We start from the raw sequence: 25,801 nt of genomic DNA on the forward strand, positions 1-25,801 counted from the left end.
TCGTCGTCCGCCAGGGCCCGCCACAGACTGGGCGTGGCCTGCATGACGGTGACGGCCTCGCGCCCGAGGAGGGCGCGCAGGGCGTCCGGGTCGCGGACCTCGTCGCGGTCGGCGAGGACCACGGCGGCGCCGGACACCAGCGGAAGGTGCAGTTCGAGTCCGGCGATGTCGAAGCCGATGGTGGTGACGGCCAGCAGGCGGTCGTGCTCGGTGACCCGCAGGCGGTGGTTCATCGCCGCGAGGAAGTTGTTCAGCGCGGAGTGCGGGAGGACGACGCCCTTGGGGCGGCCGGTGGAGCCGGAGGTGAAGATGACGTAGGCCGGGTTCTCCGGGCGGTGGCCGGGGCGCTCCGGGTTCGAAACCGGCTGCGCACCAAGGGCGTTGGCGGTCTCCGGCGCGTCCAGGTCGATCCGCCGGACGCCCGCGTCCGCCGTCAGGGCCTCGTCCGTCGTCACGCTGTCGGTGACCAGGGCGGTGGGACGGCCGTCGGCCAGGGTCGTCGCCAGGCGCTCGACCGGGTAGTCCGGGTCGAGCGGCAGGTAGGCGGCGCCCGTCTTGGAGACGGCCAGCAGCGACACGACCAGCTCGGCCGACCGCGGCAGGCACACGGCCACCAGGTGCTCCGGGCCGACGCCGTCGGCCGCCAGCAGGTGCGCCAGGCGGTTGGCCCGCGCGTTCAGCTCGGCGTACGTCAGGCTCTCGCCCGTGGCGACCAGGGCGACGGCCTCCGGGGTGCGGGCGGCCTGCGCCTCGAAGAGCTCGGGCAGGGTCGCGGCCGGGACGTCGGAGGCGGTGTCGTTCCAGGCGGTCAGCAGCCGGTCGCGCTGCCGGTCGTCGAGGACGGGGATGCGGTCGAGCGGGGTCCGGGAGTCCTGCTCCAGCTCTGCGGCCAGGTTCTCGACGGCGGTGTGCAGCAGACCGCACACCACGTCCGGGTCGATCGCGGGAACGGCCTGCACGGAGAGCCGGAAGCCGACGACGGTGTCGTCCACCGACACGGTGAGCGGGTAGTTGGTCCGCTCGTGCCCGTACAGCACCCGGATCCCGGCGAGGCCGGTGCCCTCGTTCGCGGCGCCGGGGCTGTGGCGGTAGTTGAGGAGCGAGGTGAACAGCGGGCTCTGCGCGGGGACTCCGGTGGCCTGCTGGGCGAGGGTCAGCGGGGCGTGCTCGTGCCGCAGCAGCTCGCCCAACTGGACCTGGACGGCGCGCAGTCCGGCGTCCAGCGGCCGGGTGGCGTCGATCCGGATCGGCAGGGTGTTGATGTACAGCCCGGGGGTCCGGTGCGCGGTGCCCCCGGCGTCCATCCGGCCGAGCAGCACGGTTCCGAACACGGGGTGGGTCTGGCCGGTCGTGGCCGCGGCGACGCCTGCCCAGGCCAGGTGGAAGAACGCCGCGGCGCTGACGCCGTGGCGGCGGGCCTGCTCGCGAACGCGCTCCGCGAGCCCGTCGGACAGTTCGACGATCGACTCGCCGGTGCCGCTGCCGTCGCCGTGGGTGTCCAGCACTCCGTAGGGTGCGGTCGGCTCCTCGACGTCGCCGAGTGCCCGCTCGAAGTAGGCGCGGTGCTGCTCGGCGCTGACGGCCAGGCGCGCGTGGGCGACGAAGTCGCGGTACAGCGCCGGCTCCGGCAGCCGCTGGACGTCCTGCTCCAGGTGCGCGCGCACCTCGTCCAGCAGGATCTCCAGCGCGGTGTGGTCGCGGGTGAGGTGGTGACTGCGCAGGGCCATCAACCACCGCCCACCGGGGGCGTCCTGAGCAATCGTCAGATCGGCCATCGGGGCACGCCGGATGTCCATCGACGGCGGGCAGGCCGCCAGCAGTCGGGCCACCGCGTCATCGCCGGAGTCGCCCGCGTCACGGGAGTCACCGGAGCCACCGGAGCCACCGGACAGCGTGACCTCGTGAACGGGCAGGGTCGCCCGGCGCAGGACGACCTGGAGCGGCTGGGGCAGGTTCTCCCACAGCACCGCCGTCCGCAGGATGCCGTGGCGGTCCACCACCGCCTGCAGCGCCGACACGAACGCGTCGACCCGCTCCCGCGAGTCGAAGGCCAGCACGGTCGGCAGGATGTAGACGTCACGGCCCTGCTCCGCGTCCAGCAGGTGGTGGAAGAAGATCCCCTCCTGCAACGGCGCCAGCGGGTAGACGTCGGCGACGTTCGCCGCACCACCGGGGACCTGCTCCACGATCCGGTCGAGGTCCGCCGGGCTCAGCTCGGCCAGCGTGACCATGTCCGGGGTCAGCGCGGTCGCGCCGTCCGGGATCCAGTTCTCCGGCACCACGAACGCCCGGGCGGCCTCGTCGGCCGCCGACAGCCCGGCGGGCGTCGGCGCCTGGAACAGCGCCTTCACCGAGACGTGCAGGCCGCGCGAGCGCAGCCGCTCGACCAGCGTCACCGCCAGCAGCGAATGCCCGCCCAGCTCGAAGAAGTTGTCGTCGATGCCGACCCGCTCCACGCCGAGGACCTCGGCGAACACCTCACAGGTCAGTTCCTCGTCCGCGGTGCGCGGCGCCCGGTAGGACGCCTCCAGCAGCGCCCCCCGGTCCGGCGCGGGCAGCGCACGGCGGTCCAGCTTGCCGTTGACCGTCAGCGGCAGCGTCTCCAGCACCACGACCGCGGACGGGACCATGTACTCCGGCAGCATCGTCGCGAGGGCGCCCCGCAGCACGGAGGTGTCGACCTCCGCGCCCGGGTCGGGCACCACGTAGCCGGTCAGCCGCTTGTCGCCGGGGACGTCCTCGCGGACGATCACCGCCGCCTGGGCGACACCCGCCCGACCGAGCAGGGCGGCCTCGATCTCGCCCAGCTCGATGCGGAAGCCGCGGATCTTCACCTGGTCGTCGGTGCGGCCCAGGTACTCCAGCGTGCCGTCGGCGCGCCAACGCGCCAGGTCCCCGGTGCGGTACATCCTTGCGCCCGCCTCGCCGAACGGGCAGGCCACGAACCGCTCCGCCGTCAGCCCCGGACGGTTCAGGTAGCCCCGCGCCAGCTGGTCGCCCGCGACGTACATCTCGCCCGGCACGCCGACCGGCGCCGGCCGCAGTCCGGCGTCCAGCACGTAGACGCGCAGTCCGGGGATGCCCTCGCCGATCGGGCTGCCCAGGGAGCCCTCGACGGCCGTCGACCGGTCGAGCCGGAGGTGGCTCACGTGCACGGTGGTCTCGGTGATGCCGTACATGTTGACGAGTCGCGGGGCGTCGTCCCGGTGCCGCGCGTACCACTCGCGCAGGCGGCCGGTGTCGAGCGCCTCGCCGCCGAACACGACCGTGCGCAGCCGCAGTTCGGACCCGAGGTCCGGGTGCTGGGCCTCGGCCTGGGCCAGCTGGTAGAAAGCGGACGGCGTCTGGTTGAGGACGGTCACGCCCTCGTCCGCCAGCAGGCGCAGGAACTCCACCGGCGACCTGGACACCTCGACCGGCACGACGACCAGACGGCCGCCGTGGAGCAGCGGGCCCCACAGCTCCCACACCGAGAAGTCGAAGGCGAAGGAGTGGAACCAGGTCCAGACGTCGTCGGCGCCGAACTCGAACCACGGCTGGGTCTCGTCGAGCAGGCGCACCACGTTCCCGTGCGGGACGACGACGCCCTTGGGGCGGCCCGTCGAGCCCGAGGTGTAGATGATGTACGCGGTGTTCGCCGGGGACAGTGCGCCGGGGACCTCGGCCGGCAGCGGCACGTCGCCCTTGCCGGCGGACAGCCGCGCGAGGGTCTCCGGGTCGTCCAGGACCACCCGGCGGACGGCCTCCTCGTGCGCGACCGCTCCCGCCGACGCGGTGGAGGTGATCACCAGGGCGGGGGCGCAGTCCGCGAACACGAAGCTGATGCGGTCCGACGGCGAGGCCGGGTCGACCGGCAGGTAGGCGCCGCCGGCCTTCAGCACGGCGAGCAGGGCCACGACCAGGTCGAGCGAGCGTTCCAGGCAGACCGCGACGGAGGTCTCGGGCCCGACGCCGTGCCGGACCAGCAGGGCGGCCAGCGCGTCCGAGCGCTCGGCGAGTTCCGCGTAGGTGAGCCGGGCGTCGCCGAGGACCGCGGCGACGGCGTCGGGCGTCCGCTCGACCTGCGCCGCGAAGAGCGCCGGCAGGGTCGCCGCCGGCCGGGTGCCGCGCGCGGGGGTGTGCCACGCGTCCAGCAGGCGGTGGCGCTCGGCCGGGCTCGTCACCTCCAGCAGGCCGAGCGGCCGGTCGGGGTCCGAGAGCGCCGAGTCGAGGACCTGGACGAACCGCTCCGCCATCGCCTCGACGGTCGCCTCGTCGAACAGGTCGGCGGCGTAGGTGATGCTGCCGGCCAGACCGGCGGGCCGGCCCTGGGCGTCGAAGCGCTCGGCGAGCTGGACGTCGAGGTCGAACTTGGCCGGACGCTGGTCGCCGCTCAGCGGCTCGGCCTCCAGGCCGGGCAGCCGCAGCTCCGCGTCCGCGTTGTTCTGGACGCTCAGGGTCACCTGGAACAGCGGGTGCCGGGACATCGAGCGGGCCGGCGCCAGGTCCTCCACCAGGCGCTCGAACGGCAGGTCCTGGTGGGAGAACGCCTCCAGCGACGTCTCCCGGACCTGCCGGAGCAGGTCCCGGAAGGTGGCCTCGTCGGCGACCCGCGCCCGGAGCACCAGCGTGTTGACGAACAGGCCGACCAGGTCGTGCAGGGCCTCGTCCAGGCGCCCGGCGATCGGCACGCCGATCGGGATGTCGTTCCCGGCCCCGAGCCGCGACAGCAGGACGGCGAGGGCCGCCTGCGCCGCCATGAAGACGGTGGCCCCCTCGGCCTTCGCGGTCCGCACCAGTCGCTCGTGGAGCCCGGCGGGCACGGTCAGGTCGACCACGCCGCCCACGTGCGAGGCGCGGGTGGGACGCGGCCGGTCGACCGGGAGTTCCAGCTCGTGCGGCATGCCCGCGAGCGCCTGGCGCCAGTGCGCCAGCTGCTCGTTGAGGAGGCTCTCCGGATCCTCGTCGGCGCCGAGCACGTCCTGCTGCCAGAAGGTGTAGTCGGCGTACTGGACCTCCAGCTGCTCCCACTCGGGGGCCCGCCCGCCCCGGCGCGCCGCGTAGGCGACGGAGAGGTCCCGTGCGAGCGGGCCCCTCGACCATCCGTCGCTCGCGATGTGGTGCATCACGACGATCAGCGCGTGGTCGTCCGGCGCGGTGGCGAACAGCCAGGCCCGGAACGGGATGTCGTGCTCCAGGTCGAAGGTGTGCCGGGCGGCCGCGGCCAGCGCCGCCGGCAGGTCCGCGGCGTCCACCTCGGTCACCGGCAGGTCGATCCGGGCCGACTCGGCGGCCAGGACCTTCTGGTGCGGCTTGCCGTCCTTGGCCGGGAAGACGGTGCGGAGGACCTCGTGGCGCTCCACCACGTCCCTCAGGGCGTCCCGCAGGGCCTCACGGTCCAGGGCTCCCCGCAGGCGCAGGGGGAGCGAGATGTTGTACGTGTCGCTCGGCCCCTCCAACTGCCCGAGGAACCACAGCCGCTGCTGAGCGTAGGACAACGGGATCATCAGATCTCCTCCTGCCTGGTGCGACGACGCAGGGCGGGCCTGGTGCGCTTGGGACGGTTGATGTGGGACGAAAGGCCCGCCACGGTGGGGCTCTCGAAGATCGCCCTGAGAGGCAGTTCGACCTCCAGGGCGGAACGGATCCGGCTGACCAGCCGGGTGGCCAGCAGCGAGTGCCCGCCGAGTTCGAAGAAGCTGTCGTCGATGCCGACCCGCTCCAGACCGAGGACCTCGGCGAACGCCTCGCACAGGAGCGTCTCCTCGGGCGTCCTCGGCGCGCGGTAGGAGGCCTCCAGCTCCGCCGTGCGGTCGGGGGCCGGGAGGGCGCGGCGGTCGAGCTTGCCGTTGACGGTCAGCGGCAGAGCGTCCAGGGCGATGACGGCGGAGGGGACCATGTAGTCGGGCAGGACGGTGGCCAGGGCCGTCCTGACCTCGGCCGTGTCCACCTCGGCACCGGTGGCCGGGACGACGTAGGCCGTCAGCCGCTTGTCGCCCGAAACGTCCTCGCGGACGATCACCACCCCCTGCGCGATACCGGGCCGGCCGAGCAGCGCGGACTCGATCTCGCCCAGCTCGATGCGGTAGCCGCGCACCTTGACCTGGTCGTCGGTGCGGCCCAGGTACTCCAACGTGCCGTCGGCGCGCCACCGCGCCAGGTCGCCGGTGCGGTACATCCGCTCCCCGACCGAACCGAACGGGCAGGCCACGAAGCGCTCCGCCGTCAGGTCCGGACGGCCCAGGTAGCCGCGCGCCAGCTGGACACCGGCGATGTACAACTCGCCCGGCACGCCGACCGGAAGCGGTCGCAGTGAGCCGTCGAGCACGTACGCCCGGGTGTTCCACATCGGCCGGCCGATCGGCACGACCTCCGCCCCGTCCAGCACCTCCGGGAGCACGAAGTCGGTGCACCCGACCGTCGCCTCCGTCGGACCGTAGTGGTCCACCACCGCGACACCCGGATGACGCTCGCGCCACTGCGCCACCGCCGCCGCCTGGACCGCCTCACCGCCCACCATCAGCCGGCCCGACGGGCTCACCGCGCCGCCCAGCGAGTCCAGCACCGCCAGCGCGCTCGGCGTCACCTTCATGAACGACGGCCGACGGCCGCCCAACACACCCGGCAGAGCGTCGTCCAACGCGGCGACCACCACCTCGCCACCGCACACCAGAGCCCCGTACAGACCGGTCACACCCGCGTCGAACGACACCGACGCGTGCAGCACCGTCAGCCCCGCGACCTCCGGATACGCCTCCACACACCGGACCACGTAGTTCACCAGGCCCGCCTGCGTCACCACCACACCCTTCGGCCGACCCGTCGACCCCGAGGTGTAGATCACGTACGCCGGACTCTCCGGACGGTGGCCCGCGCGCTCCGGGTTCGAAGTCGGCAGCGCACTCAGGGCGTTGACGGTCTCGACAGCATCGATATCGATCCGCCGGACGCCCTCGGCCACCTCCCCGGCCGCACCGACGCCGCCGGCGGTCAGCAGCACCACGGGACCGCTGTCGGCCACCGTCGCCGCCAGCCGCTCGACCGGGTACTCCGGGTCCAGCGGCAGGTACGCCGCCCCCGTCTTCCCCACCGCGAGCAGCGCCACCACCAGCTCCACCGAGCGCGGCAGGCACACCGCGACCAGGTCCTCCGGCCCGACACCCTCGGCGACCAGCAGGTGCGCCAAGCGGTTCGCCCGCTCGTTCAACTCCCCGTACGTCACACCACCCGACGCGTCCGACACCGCCACCGCACCCGGCGTACGCACCGCCTGCGCCTCGAACAGCTCCGGCAGCGTCACCGCCGGCACCTCACGCGCCGTGTCGTTCCACCCGAACAGCACCAGCTCCCGCTCCGCCTCGCCCAACACCTCGACCCGGTGGGCCGGTTGGCGCGGATCGTCGGCCATCGCCGCGAGCACCCGGTGCAGCCTGGCGCCGAACTGCTCGGCCGTCCCGTGCTCGAAGAGGTCCCGGGCGTAGACGATGCGGCCCCGCAGGCCGGCCGGGCGCCGGTCGGCGGTGAAGCGCTCCTCGAAGGTGAAGTCGAGGTCGTACTTGGCCGGCCAGCTGCCGTTCGGCAGGCCGCTGACGTCCAGCCCGGGCAGGTCGAGCGTGGCCCCCTCGTTGTTCTGGAGGACCAGCATGACCTGGAACAGCGGGTGGTGGGTCAGCGAGCGAGCAGGGGCCAGGCTCTCCACCAGGCGCTCGAACGGGACGTCCTGGTGCGCGAACGCCTCCAGTCCCGCCTCGCGGACCCGGTTGAGCAGGCCGGAGAACGTCGGCGAACCGGAGAGGTCCGTCCGCAGGACCAGGGTGTTGACGAAGAACCCGACCATGTCGTCCATGGCCGCGTCCGTACGCCCGGCGACCGCCGTGCCGATCGGGATGTCCTCCCCCGCGCCGAGCCGGGACAGCATCGTGGCCAGGGCCGCCTGGAGCACCATGAACATGGTCACGCCCTCGGCCCGGGCGAGCCTGGTCAGCTCCTCGTGCAGGGCGGCCGGGACGGTCAGCTCGACGACCCCGCCGCGGTGGGTCAGCGCCGCCGGGCGCGGACGGTCCGCCGGCAGCTCCAGCTGCTGCCGGGTGCCGTCGAGCGTCTTCTCCCAGTAGGCGAGCTGACGGTTCAGCACGCTGCCCGGGTCGTCGTCCGCGCCGAGCAGCTCGCGCTGCCACACCGTGTAGTCGGCGTACTGCACCGGGAGCGGGGCCCAGTCGGGCGCGCCGCCGGTGCTGCGCGCCGTGTAGGCGGACGAGAGGTCCTGGGCCAGCGGGCGCATCGACCAGCCGTCGCCGGCGATGTGGTGGATCACCACCAGCAGGACGTGCTCCTCGGGCCCGACCTCGAACAGGGTCGCCCGGATCGGGATCTCCGTGGCCAGGTCGAACGGGCGGGCGGCCGCCCGGGCCAGCAGCCCGTCGACGTCGGCCGCGGCCACCTCCACCACCGCGAGCTCGCAGCGGTACTCGTCCACGGCGAGGACCCGCTGCCGCGGCTCCCCCGCCGGAGCCGGGAAGACCGTCCGCAGCACCTCGTGCCGCGCCACCACGTCCCGCAGGGCGTCCGCCAGCGCCGACCGGTCCAGGGCGCCCGCGAACCGCAGCGCCAGCGGGATGTTGTAGGCCGCGTTCGCGCCGTCCAGCTCGTTGAGGAACCACATCCGGCGCTGCTCCAGGGAGAGCGGCACCACGTCCGGACGGGCGGTGGCGACCAGCGCGGGCGCGGCCTGCTCCGCCTTCGACAGCCGGGGCGCCAGCGCGGCCACGGTGGGGCTCTCGAAGACCACCCGCAGCGGCAGTTCCACCCGCAGGGCCGAACGGACCCGGCTGACCAGCCGGGTGGCCAGCAGCGAGTGCCCGCCCAGCTCGAAGAAGTCGTCGTCGACGCCGACCTGCGGCAGGCCCAGGACGTCCGCGAACGCCTCGGACAGCAGCTGCTCCTCCGGTGTCCGCGGCGCCCGGTAGGACGCCCCCAGCGCCGCCGCGTGGTCCGGGGCCGGGAGAGCGCGGCGGTCCAGCTTGCTGTTGGCCGTCAGCGGCAGCGCCTCCAGGGCGAGCACCGCGGACGGGACCATGTAGTCCGGCAGCACCGCCGCCAGCTCCGCGCGCAGGGCGGCGGAGTCCACCGCCGCACCCGCCTCGGGCACCACGTAGGCGGTCAGCCGCTTGTCGCCGGGGACGTCCTCGCGGACGATCACCACGCCCTGGGCCACGCCCGGCCGGGCGAGCAGGGCGGACTCGATCTCCGCCAACTCGATCCGGAAGCCGCGGATCTTCACCTGGTCGTCGGTGCGGCCCAGGTAGTCGAGCGTGCCGTCCTCGCGCCAGCGGGCGAGGTCGCCCGTGCGGTACATCCTCCCTCCTTGCCCGCCACCGGGCTGGGGGCACCTCCCAGCCGCCGGGCTGGGGGCGAGGGGCCCATCCCCGGCCCCGCCGAACGGGCAGGCCACGAAGCGCTCCGCGGTCAGGCCCGGACGGTTCAGGTAGCCCCGGGCCAGCCCGGTGCCGGCGATGTACAGCTCGCCGGGCACCCCCACCGGCACCGGCCGCAGCGCGGCGTCCAGCACGTACACCCGGGTGTCGTCCATCGGGCTGCCGATGGGCAGCGTGTGCCCGAGCTCGGCCCGGGCGGCCATCGGGTGCTGGGTGGCGCACAGCGTGGTCTCGGTCGGGCCGTACAGGTGGCGGACGGTCAGGTGCGGGAGGGCGTCGAGCAGCCGCGCGACCGCGGTGGGCGGCACGACGTCGCCGCCCGTGAGGACCTCCGTCACGTCGGCGAAGATCTCGGGGCTCTCCTCGCTGATGACGCGGAAGAGCCCGGCCGTGACATGGACGTGGGTGGCCCGGGTGTCGACGATCAGCCGGTGCAGGGTGGCGCTGTCGAGCCTGACCTCCGGCGCGACGGAGACGCTGCCGCCGTGGACGAGCGGGACCCACAGCTCGTAGGTGGACGCGTCGAAGGCGTGCGGGGCGTGGAACAGCACGCGGTCGGCCGGGCCGACGTTCCAGCGCGAGTCCCGCACGAGGGCGGCGACGTCGGCGTGCGTGGTGACGATGCCCTTGGGGGTGCCGGTGGAGCCGGAGGTGTACATGATGTACGCCGCCTGGTCCGGCAGCACCCGCGTCGGGCTCACGGGCTCCATGGTGTCCGAGCCGTCCGAGCCGTCCGCTGCGGGCGCGGCGAGGACGTCGGCGTCGACGAGGACCACCCGGGTGCCCTGCGCCTCGGCCGTGCGCACGACCTCGTGCTCCCGCAGGGCGGAGTCGGCCACCAGCAGGTGCGGACGGGCGTCCGCCAGGACGGCCGCCGTCCGCGCCTCGGGCGAACGCAGGTCCAGCGGGACGAACACGCCGCCCGCCTTGGCGATCGCCAGGAAGGTGGTGACCAGCTCCGTGGACCGGTGCATGCCGACAGCGACCAGCGCCTCCGGCCCGACCCCGTAGCCGGCCAGGACGCGGGCCAGCCGGCCCGCGCGCGCGTCGAGTTCGGCGTAGGTCAGCGTCTCGTGGCCCGGGGTGTCCGTGGTATCCGGGGTGTCCGTGGTGTCCGGGTCCATGGCGCGCGTGCGCACCAACGCGACCGCGTCCGGCGTCCGGGCGACCTGCGCCTCGAACAGCTCCGGCAGCGTCGCGGCCGGCAGCTCCCGCGCGGTGTCGTTCCAGCCGCGCAGCAGCTGGTCCTGCCGACGGTCGTCCAGGACGGCGACCGTGTCCAGCGTGGCGGCGGGGTGCGCCTCCAGGGCGCCGACCAGGTTCTCGACGGCGGTGTGCAGCAGGCCGCAGACGGTGTCGGAGTCGATCGGCTCGGCCGCGTGCACCGTGAGCCGGAAGCCGACGCCGGTGTCGTCCACCGAGGCCGTCACCGGGTAGTTGTTCCGCTCGTGGGCGTACAGGATGTCGATGCCCGCGATCCCGGTCTCCAGCAGGCTCCCCTGACCGGAATCCGAACGCGGCCTGCTGTGGCGGTAGTTGAGGAGCGAGGTGAACAGCGGACTCTGGGCGGGGAGTCCGGCCACCTGCTGGGCGAGCGCCAGCGGAGCGTGCTCGTGCCGCAGCAGCTCGCCCAACTGGACCTGGACGGCGCGCAGTCCGGCGTCCAGCGGCCGGGTGGCGTCGATCCGGATCGGCAGGGTGTTGATGAACAGGCCCGGGGTGCGGCTCGCCGTGTCCCCGGCGTCCATCCGGCCGAGCAGCACGGTGCCGAACACCGGATGCGTCTGCCCGGTCGTGGCGGCGGCGACGCGCGCCCAGGCGAGGTGGAACAGCGCGGCGGCACTGGCACCGTGACGACGTGCCGACTCCCGCACCCGGTCGGCCAGTTCGGCCGACAGCTCGACGATCGCCTCGCCGGTGTCACTGCCGTCGCCGCGGGTGCCCAGGACGCCGTACGGCGCGGTGGGCTCCTCGACCTCGCCGAGGGCGCGCTCGAAGTAGGCGCGGTGCTGGTCGGCGGTGACCGCCAGGCGCGCGTGCGCGACGAAGTCGCGGTACGGCGCCGGTTCCGGCAGCCGCTCGACATCCTGCTCCAGGTGCGCGCGCACCTCGTCCAACAGGATCTCCAGCGCCTGGTGGTCGCGGATCAGGTGGTGGCTGCGCAGAGCGACCAACCAGAGCCCATCGGAGGTGATGTGGGTGATCGTCAGATCGAGCATCGGCGCCTGACGGATGTCCATCGACGGCGGGCAGGCCGCCAGCAGCCGGGCCACCGCGTCCTCGCCCTGGTCCCCGGTGAGGACGACCTCCTCGACCGCCAACGGCGCCTGGCGCAGGACCACCTGGAGCGGCTGGGAGATGCCCTCCCACAGCACGGCCGTCCGCAGGATGTCGTGCCGGTCGACGACGCGCTGAAGCGCGGTCACGAACGCGTCGACGCGCTCGCGGGAGTCGAAGCCCAGAACGACCGGGACGATGTAGACGTCGCGGCCCTGGTCCGCGTCCAGCAGGTGGTGGAAGAAGATCCCCTCCTGCAGCGGCGCCAGCGGGTAGATGTCGGCGATGTTCGCCGCACCGCGGGGGACCTGTTCCACGATCCGGTCGAGGTCCGCCTGGCTCAGCTCGGCCAGCGTGACCATGTCCGGGGTGAGGGCGGTGGCGTCCTGCGGGATCCGGTTCTCCGGCACCACGAAGGCCCGGCCGGTATCGACGGCCGCGAGTCCGGCCGCCGTCGGGGCCTGGAAGAGCGCCCGCACCGAGACGTGCAGGCCGCGCGAGCGCAGCCGCTCGACCAGGGTGACCGCCAGCAGCGAATGCCCGCCCAGCTCGAAGAAGTTGTCGTCGATGCCCACCTGGGGCAGGCCCAGGACCTCGGCGAACACCTCGCAGAGCAGTTCCTCGTCCGCCGTGCGCGGCGCGCGGTAGGCCTCCTGGATCGCGGTGATCTCGGGGGCCGGGAGAGCGCGGCGGTCGAGCTTGCCGTTGACGGTCAGCGGGAGCGCGTCCAGCGCCATGATCGCGGACGGGACCATGTACTCGGGCAGGACGGCGCCCAGCCCGGCCCTGATCTCGGCAGTGTCGATCTCCGCACCGGCGGCGGGGACGACGTAGGCGGCGATGCGCTTGTCGCCCGGGACGTCCTCGCGGACGATCACGGCGGCCTGGGCGACACCCGGCCGACCGAGCACGGCCGCCTCGATCTCGCCCAGCTCGATGCGGTAACCACGCACCTTCACCTGGTCGTCCGTGCGGCCCAGGTAGTCGAGCGTGCCGTCCTCGCGCCAGCGGGCGAGGTCACCGGTGCGGTACATCCGCTCCCCCGCCTCGCCGAACGGGCAGGCCACGAACCGCTCCGCCGTCAGACCCGGACGGTTCAGGTAGCCCCGTGCCAACTGCACACCGGCGAGGTACAACTCACCGGGAACACCGACCGGGACCGGCCGCAGGGCCGCGTCCAGCACGTACACCCGGGTGTTGCCGACCGGGCCGCCGATCGGCACGGTCGCCGTCCCCGGCACGCACTCCCAGGCGGTGACGTCGATCGACGCCTCCGTCGGCCCGTACAGGTTGTGCAGCGGAACACCAACATCCCGCAGGAACGCGTCGCGCAGCTCCGGCGACAGCGCCTCACCACTCGCGAACACCGCCCGCAGAGAAGTACAGGTCCGCGCGGCCGGCTCCAGCAGGAACACCTGCATCATCGACGGAATGAAGTGCGTGACCGTCACGCCCTCCGCGCGGATCACCTCCGCCAGGTACGCCGGATCACGGTGACCGTCCGGACGTGCGACCACCAGGGTGGCGCCGGTGGTCAGCGGCCAGAAGAACTCCCACACGGAGACGTCGAACCCGACCGGAGTCTTCTGCAGCACCCGATCCGACGACGTCAGGCCGTAGTCGTCCTGCATCCACGCCAAACGGTTCACCACACCGTCGTGCGCGACCACCACACCCTTCGGGCGGCCGGTGGAACCGGACGTGTAGATCACGTACGCCGGGCTCTGCGGGCCGTGGCCCACCCGCCCCGGGTTCGAAACCGCCTGCACACTCAGGGCGTTGACGGTGTCTGGGCTGTCCAGGTCGATCCGCCGGACACCAGCCGCCAGCTCCCCGACCATCGTCACACTGTCAGTGACCAGCACCGTCGGACGGCCGTCCTCCAGAGTGGAGGCCAGGCGCTCCGCCGGGTAGTCCGGGTCCAGCGGCAGATACGCCGCCCCGGCCTTCTCGATCGCCACCAGCGACACGACCAGCTCGGTCGAGCGCGGAAGACACACCGCCACCAGGTGCTCCGGCCCAACGCCGGCCTCAACCAGCAGGTGCGCCAAGCGGTTCGCCCGCTCGTTCAGCTCCGTGTACGACACGACCTCACGCGCCGCACCACTGCCGAACACCACCGCGTCCGCATCCGGCGTCCGCGCCACCTGCGCCTCGAACAGCCCCGGCAGCGTCCCCACCGGCACCTCACGCGCCGTGTCGTTCCAGCCGCGCAGCACCAACTCCCGCTGCCCGGCGTCCAGAACGGCGATCCGGTCGAGCGTGTCGGCGGAGTCCTCCTCCAGCCCGCCGACCAGGTTCCCCACGGCCGTGCACAGCAGACCGCAGACCACGTCCGAGTCCATCGGCGCACACGCCTGCACCGTGAACCGGAACCCGACACCGGTGTCGTCCACCGACACCGTCAACGGGTAGTTGTTGCCCTCATGGGCGTACAGGATGTCGATGCCCGCGATCCCGGTCTCCGGCAGGTTCCCCCGACCGAACTCGGAACGCGGCTTGCTGTGACGGTAGTTGAGGATCGAGGTGAACAGCGGGCTCTGCGCCGGCAGGCTGGTCGCCTGCTGGGCGAGGGACAGCGGGGCATGCTCGTGCGTCAGCAGTTCGGCCAACTGCGCCTGTGCTGCCCGCAGTCCGTCGCCAAGTCGCTGGGTGGCGTCGACCCGGATCGGCAGCGTGTTGATGTACAGGCCCGGCGTACGGCTCGCCGCACCTCCCGCGTCCATCCGGCCGAGCAGCACGGTTCCGAACACCGGATGCGTCTGCCCCGTCGTCGCCGCCGCGACCCGTGCCCACGCCAGGTGGAAGAACGCGGCCGCGCTCACACCGTTCAGGCGAGCCAACTTCCGCACATGATCGGCCAGTTCGTCCGACAGCTCGACGATCGTCTCACCGACCTCGCCGCCTTCGCCGTGCGTGTCCAGAACGCCGTACGGCGCGGTCGACTCCTCCACCTCCCCGAGCGCCCGCTCGAAGAACGCGCGGTGCTGCTCTGCGGTGACCGCCAGGCGCGCGTGCGCGACGAAGTCGCGGTACGGCGCCGGCTCCGGCAGCCGGTCCTCCTCCTGCTCCAGGTGCGCCCGCACCTCGTCCAGCAGGACTTCCAGCGCCTGGTGGTCGCGGATCAGGTGGTGGCTGCGAAGCACGACCAACCACCGGCCACCAGAAGCGTCCTGAGTGATGGTCAGATCAAGAAGAGGCGCCCGGCGGATGTCCATCGACGGCGGGCACGCCGCCAGCAGCCGGGCGACCGCTTCGTCACCGGCACCGGCCGCCAGGGCGACCTCGGACACCACCAGCGGCGCCTGCCGCAGCACGACCTGCAGCGGCTGGGACAGTCCCTCCCACAGCACCGCCGTCCGCAGGATGTCGTGCCGGTCCACCACCGCCTGCACCGCGGACACGAATCCGTCGACCCGCTCCCGCGAGTCGAAGGCCAGCACCGTCGGCAGCGTGTAGACGTCGCGGCCCTGGTCGGCGTCCAGCAGGTGGTGGAAGAAGATCCCCTCCTGCAGCGGCGCCAGCGGGTAGACGTCGGCGACGTTCGCCGCACCGCCCGGGACCTGCTCCACGATCCGCGCGAGATCGTCCTCGGTGACCTCGGCCAGCGTGACCATGTCCGGCGTCAGAACGGTCGCGTCGCTCGGGATCCGGTTCTCCGGCACCACGAACGCCTGGCCCGCGTCCACGGCCGCCAGTCCGGCCGGCGTCGGAGCCTGGAACAGCGCCTTCACCGACACCTGCAGGCCGCGGGAACGCAGCCGCTCCACCAGCGTCACCGCCAGCAGCGAATGCCCGCCGAGTTCGAAGAAGTTGTCGTCGACGCCGACCCGCTCCAGCCCGAGGACCTCGGCGAACGCCTCGCACAGGAGGGTCTCCTCGGGCGTCCGGGGCGCGCGGTAGGAGGCCTCCAGCTCGGCGGTCCGGTCCGGGGCCGGGAGGGCGCGGCGGTCCAGCTTGCCGTTGACGGTCAGCGGGAGCGCCTCCAGCAGTACGACCGCGGACGGGACCATGTAGTCGGGAAGCGCCGTCGCGAGCGCGTCCCGCAGCGCGACGGCGTCCAGCTCCACGTCCGCGTCCAGGTCCGGGACGGCGTAGGCGGTCAGCCGCTTGTCGCCGGGGACGTCCTCCCGGACGATCACCACTCCCTGGGCCACGCCCGCCTGGCCGAGCAGGGCGGACTCGATCTCGCCCAGCTCGATGCGGTAGCCGCGCACCTTGACCTGGTCGTCGGTGCGGCCCAGGTACTCCAGCGTGCCGTCGGCGCGCCAGCGGGCCAGGTCGCCGGTGCGGTACATCCGCTCCCCGACCGAACCGAACGGGCAGGCCACGAAGCGCTCCGCCGTCAGGTCCGGACGGCCCAGGTAGCCGCGCGCCAGCTGGACACCGGCGATGTACAGCTCACCCGCCGCACCCACCGGAACCGGACGCAGCCCGGAATCCAGCACATATGCCCGGGTGTTCCACATCGGCCGTCCGATCGGCACGACCTCCGACCCGTCCAGCACCTCCGGAAGCACGAAGTCGGTGCAGCCGACCGTCGCCTCCGTCGGACCGTAGTGGTCCACCACCACGACACCCGGATGACGCTCGCGCCACTGCGCCACCGCCGCCGCCTGGACCGCCTCACCGCCCACCATCAGCCGGCCCGACGGACTCACCGCGCCGCCCAGCGAGTCCAGCACCGCCAGCGCGCTCGGCGTCACCTTCATGAACGACGGCCGACGACCGCCCAACACACCCGGCAGAGCATCGTCCAACGCGGCGACCACCACCTCGCCACCGCACACCAGAGCCCCGTACAGACCCGTCACACCCGCGTCGAACGACACCGACGCGTGCAGCACCGTCAGCCCCGCGACCTCCGGATACACCTCCACACACCGGACCACGTAATTCACCAGGCCCGCCTGCGTCACCACCACACCCTTCGGCCGACCCGTCGACCCCGAGGTGTAAATGACATACGCCGGACTCTCCGGACAGTGGCCCGCACGCTCCGGATCCGACACCGGCAGCACGCTCAGCGCATCGGCGGTCTCCGCGGCGTCCAGGTCGATCCGCCGCACCCCGGCGTCAACGCCCAGGCCCAGCCCCGCCGTCGCACCGGAGGCGACCAGCACCGACGGCCGGGCGTCCGCCATCGTCGCCGCCAGCCGCTCGACCGGGTACTCCGGGTCCAGCGGCAGGTACGCCGCCCCCGTCTTGCCGATCGCGAGCAGCGCCACCACCAGCTCCACCGAGCGCGGCAGGCACACCGCGACCAGGTCCTCCGGCCCCACACCACCCCCGACCAGCAGGTGCGCCAACCGGTTCGCCCGCTCGTTCAACTCCCCGTACGTCACACCACCCGCAGCGTCCGACACCGCCACCGCACCCGGCGTCCGCACCGCCTGCGCCTCGAACAGCTCCGGCAGCGTCACCGCCGGCACCTCACGCGCCGTGTCGTTCCACCCGAACAGCACCAGCTCCCGCTCCGCCTCGCCCAACACCTCGATCCGACGGAGGGGGGTGTCGGCGGGGGCGGCGGCCATCGCCAGCAGGGTGTTGCGGAAGAGCGCCACCTTGGCGCGGTTGGTGTCGTCGCTGTAGAGCTCGGGGTTGACGTCCGAGGCGATGCCGATGAGGCCGTCGGTGGAGTTGTCGTAGAGCGACAGCGAGAAGTCGTTGAAGTGGCCGCCGCCCAGCGGCTTCAGCCGGACCGAGCAGTTGCCGAAGGCGAGGTCGTAGTCGAACGGCATGGCGCTCATGACCAGGCTGAACAGGTTGCCGCGGCCGACCAGCCCGAGGTCCCGGAGGATGTCCTCGTAGCGGTACCGCTGGTGGCGCAGCGCGGTGCGGATCGCGGTCCCGACCCGCCGGACGAGCTGCTGGAGGGTGAGGTCGTCCGACACGGCCACCCGGATCGGCAGCATGTTGGCCGCCATGCCGGGGACGTCGAGTTCCTGGCGGCTCCGGCCGAGGACGGGGACGCCGATGACGACGTCCTCGACGCCGGTCAGGCGGTGGAAGCAGAGCACGGAGGCGGCGATGGCCAGGCCGGAGACGGTGGTCCGCAGACCGCGTGCGGCCGTGCGGAGGTGCGCGGAGGTCTCGGCGTCGACGGTCTCGGCGTGCCGGGCCAGGGTGTGCGGGGTGCCGACGGGCGGGCGTCCGCCGCTGAGGCTGGGCATGTCCGGGCGGTCGGCCAGGGTTTCGGCCCAGTAGGCGCGGTCCTCGGCGAAGCTCGCCGAGGCGCGGTACTCGGTGTCCCTGTCCAGGAGGGTGTCCAGCGGCACCGTCCGCGGCTCGGGCACCGGACCGCCGGCCGCGAGGGCGGTGTAGTGGGCGGCCACCCGCGAGGCGACGATGGCGCCGCTGAAGCCGTCGGCGGCGATGTGGTGGCCGCGCTGGTACCAGAGGTGGCGGTCGGCGGCGACGCGGAACAGGGCGTAGGTGAAGAGGCGGTCGCGGTCCAGCCGCATCGGCCGGGCCAGGTCGGCGCGCATCCAGGCCTCGGCGGCGGCGACCGGGTCGCGCTCGGCGCTGACGTCGAAGGTGTGCAGCGGCCAGTCGTCCGAGACGGCCACGTACTGGCGCAGCGAGGTGCCCGATCCGGTGAAGCGCACGTGGAGGGGTTCGACCCGTGCGGTGATCTCCCGCACGGCCCGCTCGAACAGCTGCGGGTCCAGGTCCCCTTCGATCTCCAGGCACTGGGCCACGCTGTAGACGGGGTTGTCCGGGTCGAGTTGCTGAGCGTTCCAGATGCCTCGCTGCGCGGCAGAGAGCTCCTTGTACGCGACGCCGACTTCTGACGTGCTCATACCACTCCATCGTCCCGTTGTGAGCGTGTTTCCACGCGTGCGTGCGTGCGGGGCCCGGGGTCGTCCGGCCTCGGGGCAGGGGCCTCCCGCGGGAGGTGCCGGTGCCGGGAGGCCGCCGCGACGGCAGGCCGAGGCCTCGGCCGGACCCTTCGGAGGAGGGGCGGCCGGGCGCGGAATCGGGCGGGCGACGGGGGACGCGGGCGGGCCGGCCGGCGGCCGCTCCGGCGCCGGGCAGCCCGAACCGCCCCCCTCGGGGAAACCGGAACCGCGGGAATCCCGGGCGGCCGGTCATGGTCTGTCCGCTTTCGGATCAATCCTGGCGCGGACCGGCCGACGCGTCAGTGAAGCGCCGGCGAAAGAAGTGTGGAGAAAACGGCGGGCATTGACGCAGAACCCCCCCTGCGTGGAATGGGCCGACGGCCCCGCCCGCGAATCGAAGGACCCTCTTCGGTACATCCGGCGAGACCATTCCCGCCACAACGCTCACACATTGACTTTCCCCCGTATTGCCGACACTTCGCCACGCGAAGCGCACATGATGAACCATGCGCGGCGATCGCCGCTCCCGCGTCCGGATGGCAGACTCGGCCAACATCCGACGGGCTCCTGAGCAGGCGTCAGGACAGTAAAGTCGATCTTCAGAAGCCCTGCAATGTGAGCCCGGTCACAGGAAAACTGCGATTGCGGCGTCTATGCTGGTCACTCGCAAGCCTGCAGAACACGCTTGCTGCACACGTCGGGGGACAACGGGGTATGATGAACAGTTTCCGACCCATTTCAACAGGGTCCACAGCAATCCTTCTTTTCGGGGCCACACCTCTCTGAAATCTGTCCTGAACATGTCATAAAGCCCATCGGCCCCCTTCCGTCCGAAGGCCCGCCGAGGCGTTTATCAGGCAGTCTTTTCCCTTTTTCCGGATATCGACGCCGCGATTGTCGCGCGTCGCACTTCGGCGTGCCCGGCAAGTCCCGGTGCGCGCCGGAAAAGGGCTGAACACGCATGCCTCCGACCGTGCGGCAGGGGCCGGTCCGCGATGTCCGCGGACAGGCGCGCCCACGGCGGGGACGCCGTTCGACGCGAAAGGAACGCACCCTCGTGGATCCTGCTTGTACCTACCTGCTCGTTTGCGCCGGCTGCGACTGGCGGAGCTCCGACGACGGGCTCTGCCTGAGCTGCCCGCGATGCGGGGACGACACCCTGCTGCGCAGCGAGTACGCGGAACAGCGGTTCACCGTCACGCCGGAGCGGTCCGGCATCTTCCGCTACGGCTGGCTGCCGGTCCGACGCGAGGTCGACGGCTCCCACCGGCCGGCCGTCTACCGGAGCGAGGGCCTCGGGAAGGCCCTCGGCCTGACCGACCTGTGGATCTCCTTCAGCGGGTACTGGCCCGAACGCGGCTGCCGGATGACCTCCGGCTCCTTCAAGGAGCTCGAGGCCTTCGCGGTGCTGGGACGCACCCCCGAACAGGCCGGTGTGATGGTCATCGCCTCGGCCGGCAACACCGCGGCGGCCTTCGCCGCGGCCCGGAGCGAGGGAGTCCCCCGGCTGCTGGTGGTCCCGAGCCGGGCACTGCCGGCCGTGGCGGCCGCCGACGCGGGGTCGGCGGACGTCCAGGTGGTCGCGCTGGAGGACGCCACCTACAACGACGCGATCGACTTCAGCCGGAAGCTGATCGCCTGCGGTCCCGGGTTCTTCGCCGAGGGCGGGGTCCGCAACGTCGGCCGCCGCGACGGGCTGGGCGTGGTCGCCCTCGCCGCCTTCGAGGAGATGGGGGTCCTTCCCGAGGTCTACGTCCAGGCGGTGGGAAGCGGCGCCGGGGCGATCGCCGTCCACGAGGCCGCCGAGCGCGTCATCGCCTCCGGTGCCGCCGACGGACAGTCGGTCCCGCGGATGCTCCTGTGCCAGAACGCGGACTTCGCCCCGCTCGACCGGGCGTGGCAGGGGCAGCCGGAGGACCCGGCGCGGGCCGCGGCACCGCTCGACCTCTACGCCCCGGAGCTCGCCAACGCGACGCCCCCCTACCTCGTCGGCGGCGGTGTCCGGGACGTCCTGCGCGCCGGCTCCGGCGACATGCTGGTCGCCGGCCGCGCGGAGGCGGAGGCGGCCAGGGCGGTGTTCGAGGAGCTGGAGGGCATCGACATCGAGCCGGCGGCCGCCGTCGCCGTGGCGGCGCTGCGCGACGCCGTCCGGGACGGGCGGCTCGCGCCGGACGCGACCTGCCTGCTCAACGTGACGGGCGGCGGACGCCGGAGGCTGTACGCCGACGCCCCGGCCGCCGCGCCGCGGGCGTGGCTGGTCTCGCGCGGCGACTCCCCCGACGAGGTCGCGGCGCGCGTGCTGGACGCCTTCGCGACCGGCAGCCGACCGCGCGCCGTTGCCTCCGTGCGCTGAGCCGGAACCTCCGAGCCGAACCGTCAGAAGGGAAGTGGGCCCGTTGGGCAACCGCACCGTGGCAGGGTCGTCCCTGCCCCTCGACGTCCGGGACCTGCACGAATCGCTGGGCTCCCCGGTGAGCGCGTCGATGAACTTTCTCAACGAGGTGTCCCAGGACTACCCGGACGCGGTGTCCTTCGCCGCGGGCCGGCCGTTCGAGGGCTACTTCGACCTCGACGACGTCCACCGCCACCTCGACGTCTACCGCCGCCACCTCTCCGAGCGTTTCGACGGTGACGAGGCGAAGGTCCGGCGCACCGTCCTCCAGTACGGCCGCACCAAGGGCGTCATCCACGAACTGGTCGCGGCCCACCTGGCCGTCGACGAGGGCATCGTGGTGGACCCGGAGGCCGTCGTGGTCACCGTGGGCTGCCAGGAGGCGCTCTACCTGACCCTGCGGGCGCTGCGCGCCACCCCCGAGGACGTGCTGCTCGCGGTGACGCCGAGCTACGTCGGGGTGCACGGGGCCGCCCAGCTCGTCGACATGCCGCTGCTCCCGGTCCGGGAGTCCGCGGCGGGCGTCGACCTGGCGCACCTCACCGCCGTGGTGCGGGAGGCCAGGGCGGCGGGCCGGCGCCCGCGGGCCCTCTACCTCGTACCGGACTTCGCCAACCCCGGCGGGGTGCGGATGAGCCGGGAGGACCGGCTGCGGACCCTGCGGGCCGCCGCGGAGCTCGACCTCCTGGTGCTGGAGGACAACCCGTACGGCCTGCTCGGCGACCCCGACGGGCCCCCCACCATGAAGGCCCTCGACACCGACGGACGCGTCGTCTACCTCGGCTCGTTCGCCAAGACCGGGCTCCCCGGCGCCCGGGTCGGCTACGTGGTCGCGGACCAGCCCGTCACCGGCCCGCGGGGCGAGGCAGGCCTGCTGGCCGACGAGCTGGCGAAGATCAAGAGCATGACGACGGTGAACACCTCGCCGATCGCCCAGGCCGTCATCGCCGGGAAGCTGCTGGAGAACGGGCACAGCCTGCGGGCGGCCAACGCCCGCGAGCGGGAGACGTACCGCGCGAACCTCCGGCTGATGCTGGACGGCCTGGCCGCGCGGTTCGGCGCCGGACAGGTGCCCGGCGTCTCCTGGAACACCCCGAGCGGCGGGTTCTTCCTGCTGCTCACCGTGCCCTTCGCGGCGAGCGACGAACTGCTGGAGCTCAGCGCCGGCGGGCACCGCGTGCTGTGGACGCCGCTGCACCACTTCTACGCGGACTCCGAGCCGCGCCACGTGATGCGGCTGTCCTTCAGCCACCTGCTCCCCGCGGAGATCGACGAGGGGCTGGACCGGCTGGCCGGCTTCGTCCGGGAGCAGGCCGCGGCCGCCGCGCGGTGAGGCCGGCCCGCGCACCGCGGGCCCCCGGGGTGCCATCGAGACCGAGGCTGAGAGGAAAGACGTGCGCCCAGCACACCAGTGGTTGCGAGTAGTGAAACCGTCGGCGGAGCCCCGCACCCGGATCGTCTGCTTCCCGCACGCGGGCGGCGCGGCGAGCTTCTACCGGGCGTGGGGGCCGTCCCTCCCCGACGACGTGGAGCTGCTCGCCGTGCGGTACCCGGGGCGGGAGGACCGGCTGCTCGAACCGCCCGCGCGGACCATGGAGGCCCTGGTGGCCCCGGTGGTCGCCGAGTGCCTCCCGCTGCTCGACCGGCCGCTGGCGTTCTTCGGCCACAGCATGGGCGCGTCGGTCGCCTTCGAGGCCGCCCGCCGGCTCCAGGAGGCGCACGGCGCACGGATCACCGCCCTGTTCGTCTCCGGGCGGTCCGGCCCCGGGCGGGAGAGCGTCCCGGAGCAGTCGTACGCGACCGCGCCCGACCGGGAACTCGTCCGGCACCTGAAGGAGCTGGGCGGCACGGAGACGGCCGCGCTGGACCACCCGGACCTGCTGGAACTGGTGCTCCCGGCGGTCCGGGCCGACTACCGCATCGTGGAGGAGTACCGGGCCGATCCCGCCGGTGCCGTCCTGGACGTCCCCGTCGTCGCGTACTACGGGGACGAGGACGCCGACACCGACGCCGGGTCGGTGGCCGCGTGGGCCCCGGTGACGCGGGCGTCCTTCACCGCGCGGGCCTTCCAGGGCGGGCACTTCTACCTCACCGACCAGCAGGCCAGCCTGCTGCGGGACCTGCTGTCCCGGCTCGGCGTCCCGGCCGCCCACTGAACCGAGGCCGCCGCGAACCCGCGGCGCCGTCACCACCACCGCTAAGGAAGACGACAGTGACGAACCCGTTCGAGAACAACGACGCCCCGTACCTGGTGCTGCGCAACGCGGAGGGGCAGCACTCGCTGTGGCCCGCCTCCGTCGAGGTGCCCGCCGGCTGGGAGACCGCGTTCGGCGAGGCCGGCCGCCAGGAGTGCCTGGACTACGTCGAGGCCAACTGGACGGACATGCGCCCGAAGAGCCTGGTCGAGGCCATGGCCGCCAACTGAGCACCGCCGCACGTCCGTTCGCTGCCCGGGGCGGCCCGCCCCGGGCAACGGACGGCACGCCACCCGAGCCTGCGCGGCCGGCGCGCCCGCCCCGCGCCGGTGGAGCCCTGCGACATTTCCAAGGAGAGAATCACGTGAGTGGGTCCGCGGTCTACGGCAACCTCGGCATCGAGTACGTCGAGCTGTGCGTGGACGACATCGAGGCCGGCACGGCCACCTGGGTCGGGCAGTACGCGTTCCGGGTCGTCGCCCCGCAGGTGGCGACCGGAACGGGCCTCAGGAGCACCGCCCTCGCCCAGGGGGACGTCACGCTCGTCCTCACCGAGAGCCGGGACACGGACCACCCCGCCGGCGCCTACACCGCGCGGCACGGTGACGGGGTCTCCGACATCGCCCTGCGGGTCCCCGACGTGACCGCGGCCTTCGCCGAGGCCACCCGGCGCGGCGCGCGGCCCGTGGCCGCCCCGGCGCCGCACCCGGCGGGCGGCACCACCGCGACCGTCGGCGGCTTCGGCGACGTCGTGCACACCTTCGTCCCGGACGACGGCGCCGCACCGCCCGCGCTGCCCCACGGACTGGTCGTCGACCCGTCCGCCCTCGCCGCCGCGCGCGAGGTCGCGCCGCCCGTCGGCCTCCTGCGGATCGACCACTTCGCCGTGTGCGTCGACGCCGGCGAGCTCCAGTCGACCGTCGACCACTACAACCGGGTCCTGGGCTTCGACACCATCTTCGAGGAACGCATCGTCACCGGTGCCCAGGGGATGGACTCCAAGGTCGTCCAGAGCCCCTCGGGAACGGTGACCTTCACCGTCATCGAACCCGACACCACCGCCGACCCCGGGCAGATCGACGAGTTCCTCGCCCGCCACGGCGGCGCGGGCGTGCAGCACATCGCCTTCTCGGTGGAGGACGCCGTGCGCTCCGTCACCGCCCTGTCCGAGCGCGGAGTGCGGTTCCTGACCGCCCCCGGCTCCTACTACGACCTCCTCGGCCGGCGGCTGACCCCGAAGAACCACCCGCTGGAGGACCTGCGCCGGTGGAACCTGCTGGTGGACGAGGACCACGCCGGCCAGCTGTTCCAGATCTTCACCCGCTCCACCCACCCCCGCCGCACCCTCTTCTTCGAGGTCATCGAGCGCCTGGGCGCGGAGACCTTCGGGAGCTCCAACATCAAGGCGCTGTACGAGGCCGTCGAGCTGGACCGGGCGAAGCAGGGCGGTGCCGCGCGGTGACCGCCCCCTCCTTCCCCACCCCGGCGGTCCGCGACGAGCCCGCCGCCCGGTGGCAGCGCGAACCCGCCTGCCTCCAGGACCTGGAGCGGGCCGCCGCCGCGGTCCTGCCGCCGGACATCTGGGACTTCGTCGCCGGCGGCAGCGGCACGGAGTCCTCGGTGCGCGCCAACCGCGACGCCTTCGACCTGCTCCACCTGGTGCCGCGGGTCCTGCGGGACGTCGCCGACTGCGTCACCGCGTCCCCGCTGCTGGGCCGGGACGCCGCGGCGCCGATCGCCGTCGCCCCGATGGCCTACCACCGGCTGGTGCACCCGGACGGCGAACTCGCCGTGGCCCGCGCGGCCCGGGACGCCGGCGTCCCCTTCGTCACCGGGACCCTGAGCAGCTACCCGCTGGAGGAGATCGCCGCCCAGGGCGGCCGGCTCTGGCTCCAGCTGTACTGGCTCAACGACGAGGCCAGGCTGTTCGACCTCGTCGACCGGGCCGAGCAGGCCGGCTGCGAGGCGCTGATGCTGACCGTGGACCTGCCCTGGATGGGACGCCGGCTGCGCGACGTGCGCAACCAGTTCACCCTGCCGCTGGACGTCCAGGCCGCCCACCTCGGTGACGGCTCGGCCTCCCGGGCCCACGCCCAGCGGTCCCGGACGTCCGCGGTGGCGGAGCACACCAAGGCCTTCATGACCGCCTCGCTCTCCTGGCGGCACATCGAACGGCTCCGCGAGCGCACCGGACTCCGGCTGGTCCTCAAGGGCCTCCTCGATCCCCGGGACGCCCGGCAGGCGGCGGACCAGGGGGTCGACGCGATCGTCGTCTCCAACCACGGCGGGCGCCAACTCGACGGCGCCGTACCGCCGATGGCGGTGCTCCCGGAGATCCGGGACGCCGTGGACGGCCGCTGCGAGGTCCTGGTCGACGGCGCGGTGCGCACCGGCAGCGACATCGTCAAGGCCCTGGCGCTCGGCGCCGACGGCGTCCTGGTCGGCCGCCCGGTGTTCTGGGGCCTCGCCACCGGCGGCCAGGCCGGGGTCGGCGGCGTCCTGCGCATGCTGACCGAGGAGCTGCGGGACGCGCTCGGACTGGCCGGCTGCGACTCGGTCGAGGCCGCGCGGTCCCTGCGCGTGGTCACCTCCGCGCCGTTGCGGACGGTCTCCGCGCCGCACGGGTAGCCCCGGGGGCCCCGGCCCCCACCCGACCCGACGCTCCGGGCGCCACCGACCCGA

8 protein-coding genes (1 of these 8 cut by a window edge) are annotated in these 25,801 nt (G+C 73.3%); 6 read left to right on the forward strand and 2 right to left on the reverse strand.

Features of this window, described 5'->3' with window-relative positions; all coding sequences use genetic code 11:
- Both ACGFSC_RS16500 and ACGFSC_RS16505 read right to left on the reverse strand, forming a co-directional pair.
- Positions 1 to 5,486: the start of a non-ribosomal peptide synthase/polyketide synthase gene (locus ACGFSC_RS16500; RefSeq protein WP_359897602.1), read on the reverse strand. The gene continues 14,725 nt to the left of window position 1, outside the view; 5,486 of the gene's 20,211 nt are visible here — the first part of the coding sequence; its start codon is at positions 5,484 to 5,486; its stop codon lies beyond the left edge, outside the window.
- Positions 5,486 to 18,493: an amino acid adenylation domain-containing protein gene (locus tag ACGFSC_RS16505; RefSeq protein ID WP_359897601.1), complete on the reverse strand. Its 13,008-nt coding sequence runs from the start codon at positions 18,491 to 18,493 to the stop codon at positions 5,486 to 5,488. The genes ACGFSC_RS16500 and ACGFSC_RS16505 overlap by 1 nt, the downstream gene beginning before the upstream one ends.
- A gap of 1,096 nt (positions 18,494 to 19,589) precedes the next feature.
- On the opposite strand from ACGFSC_RS16505, the gene ACGFSC_RS16510 reads away from it, so the two are divergent.
- The 6 genes from ACGFSC_RS16510 (at position 19,590) to ACGFSC_RS16535 (ending at position 25,747) form a co-directional block, all read left to right on the forward strand.
- Complete coding sequence (locus tag ACGFSC_RS16510) at positions 19,590 to 20,885, forward strand: cysteate synthase (RefSeq protein WP_359897600.1); 1,296 nt, start codon at positions 19,590 to 19,592, stop codon at positions 20,883 to 20,885.
- Between the two features lie 130 nt (positions 20,886 to 21,015).
- Complete coding sequence (locus ACGFSC_RS16515; RefSeq protein WP_359897599.1) at positions 21,016 to 22,257, forward strand: PLP-dependent aminotransferase family protein; 1,242 nt, start codon at positions 21,016 to 21,018, stop codon at positions 22,255 to 22,257.
- A 91-nt stretch (positions 22,258 to 22,348) separates the two neighbouring features.
- Positions 22,349 to 23,080 (forward strand): alpha/beta fold hydrolase, encoded by a 732-nt coding sequence (locus tag ACGFSC_RS16520; protein ID WP_359897598.1) that lies wholly within the window; start codon positions 22,349 to 22,351, stop codon positions 23,078 to 23,080.
- A gap of 56 nt (positions 23,081 to 23,136) precedes the next feature.
- Positions 23,137 to 23,349: an MbtH family protein gene (locus ACGFSC_RS16525; protein ID WP_359897597.1), complete on the forward strand. Its 213-nt coding sequence runs from the start codon at positions 23,137 to 23,139 to the stop codon at positions 23,347 to 23,349.
- A gap of 134 nt (positions 23,350 to 23,483) precedes the next feature.
- Positions 23,484 to 24,581: a 4-hydroxyphenylpyruvate dioxygenase gene (gene hppD, locus ACGFSC_RS16530; RefSeq protein WP_359897596.1), complete on the forward strand. Its 1,098-nt coding sequence runs from the start codon at positions 23,484 to 23,486 to the stop codon at positions 24,579 to 24,581.
- Positions 24,578 to 25,747 (forward strand): alpha-hydroxy acid oxidase, encoded by a 1,170-nt coding sequence (locus ACGFSC_RS16535; protein WP_359897595.1) that lies wholly within the window; start codon positions 24,578 to 24,580, stop codon positions 25,745 to 25,747. The genes hppD and ACGFSC_RS16535 overlap by 4 nt, the downstream gene beginning before the upstream one ends.
- Positions 25,748 to 25,801 lie beyond the last annotated feature (54 nt).

This window comes from Kitasatospora sp. NPDC048715, assembly GCF_043198905.1.
Taxonomy (GTDB): Bacteria; Actinomycetota; Actinomycetes; order Streptomycetales; family Streptomycetaceae; genus Kitasatospora; species Kitasatospora lactacystinica.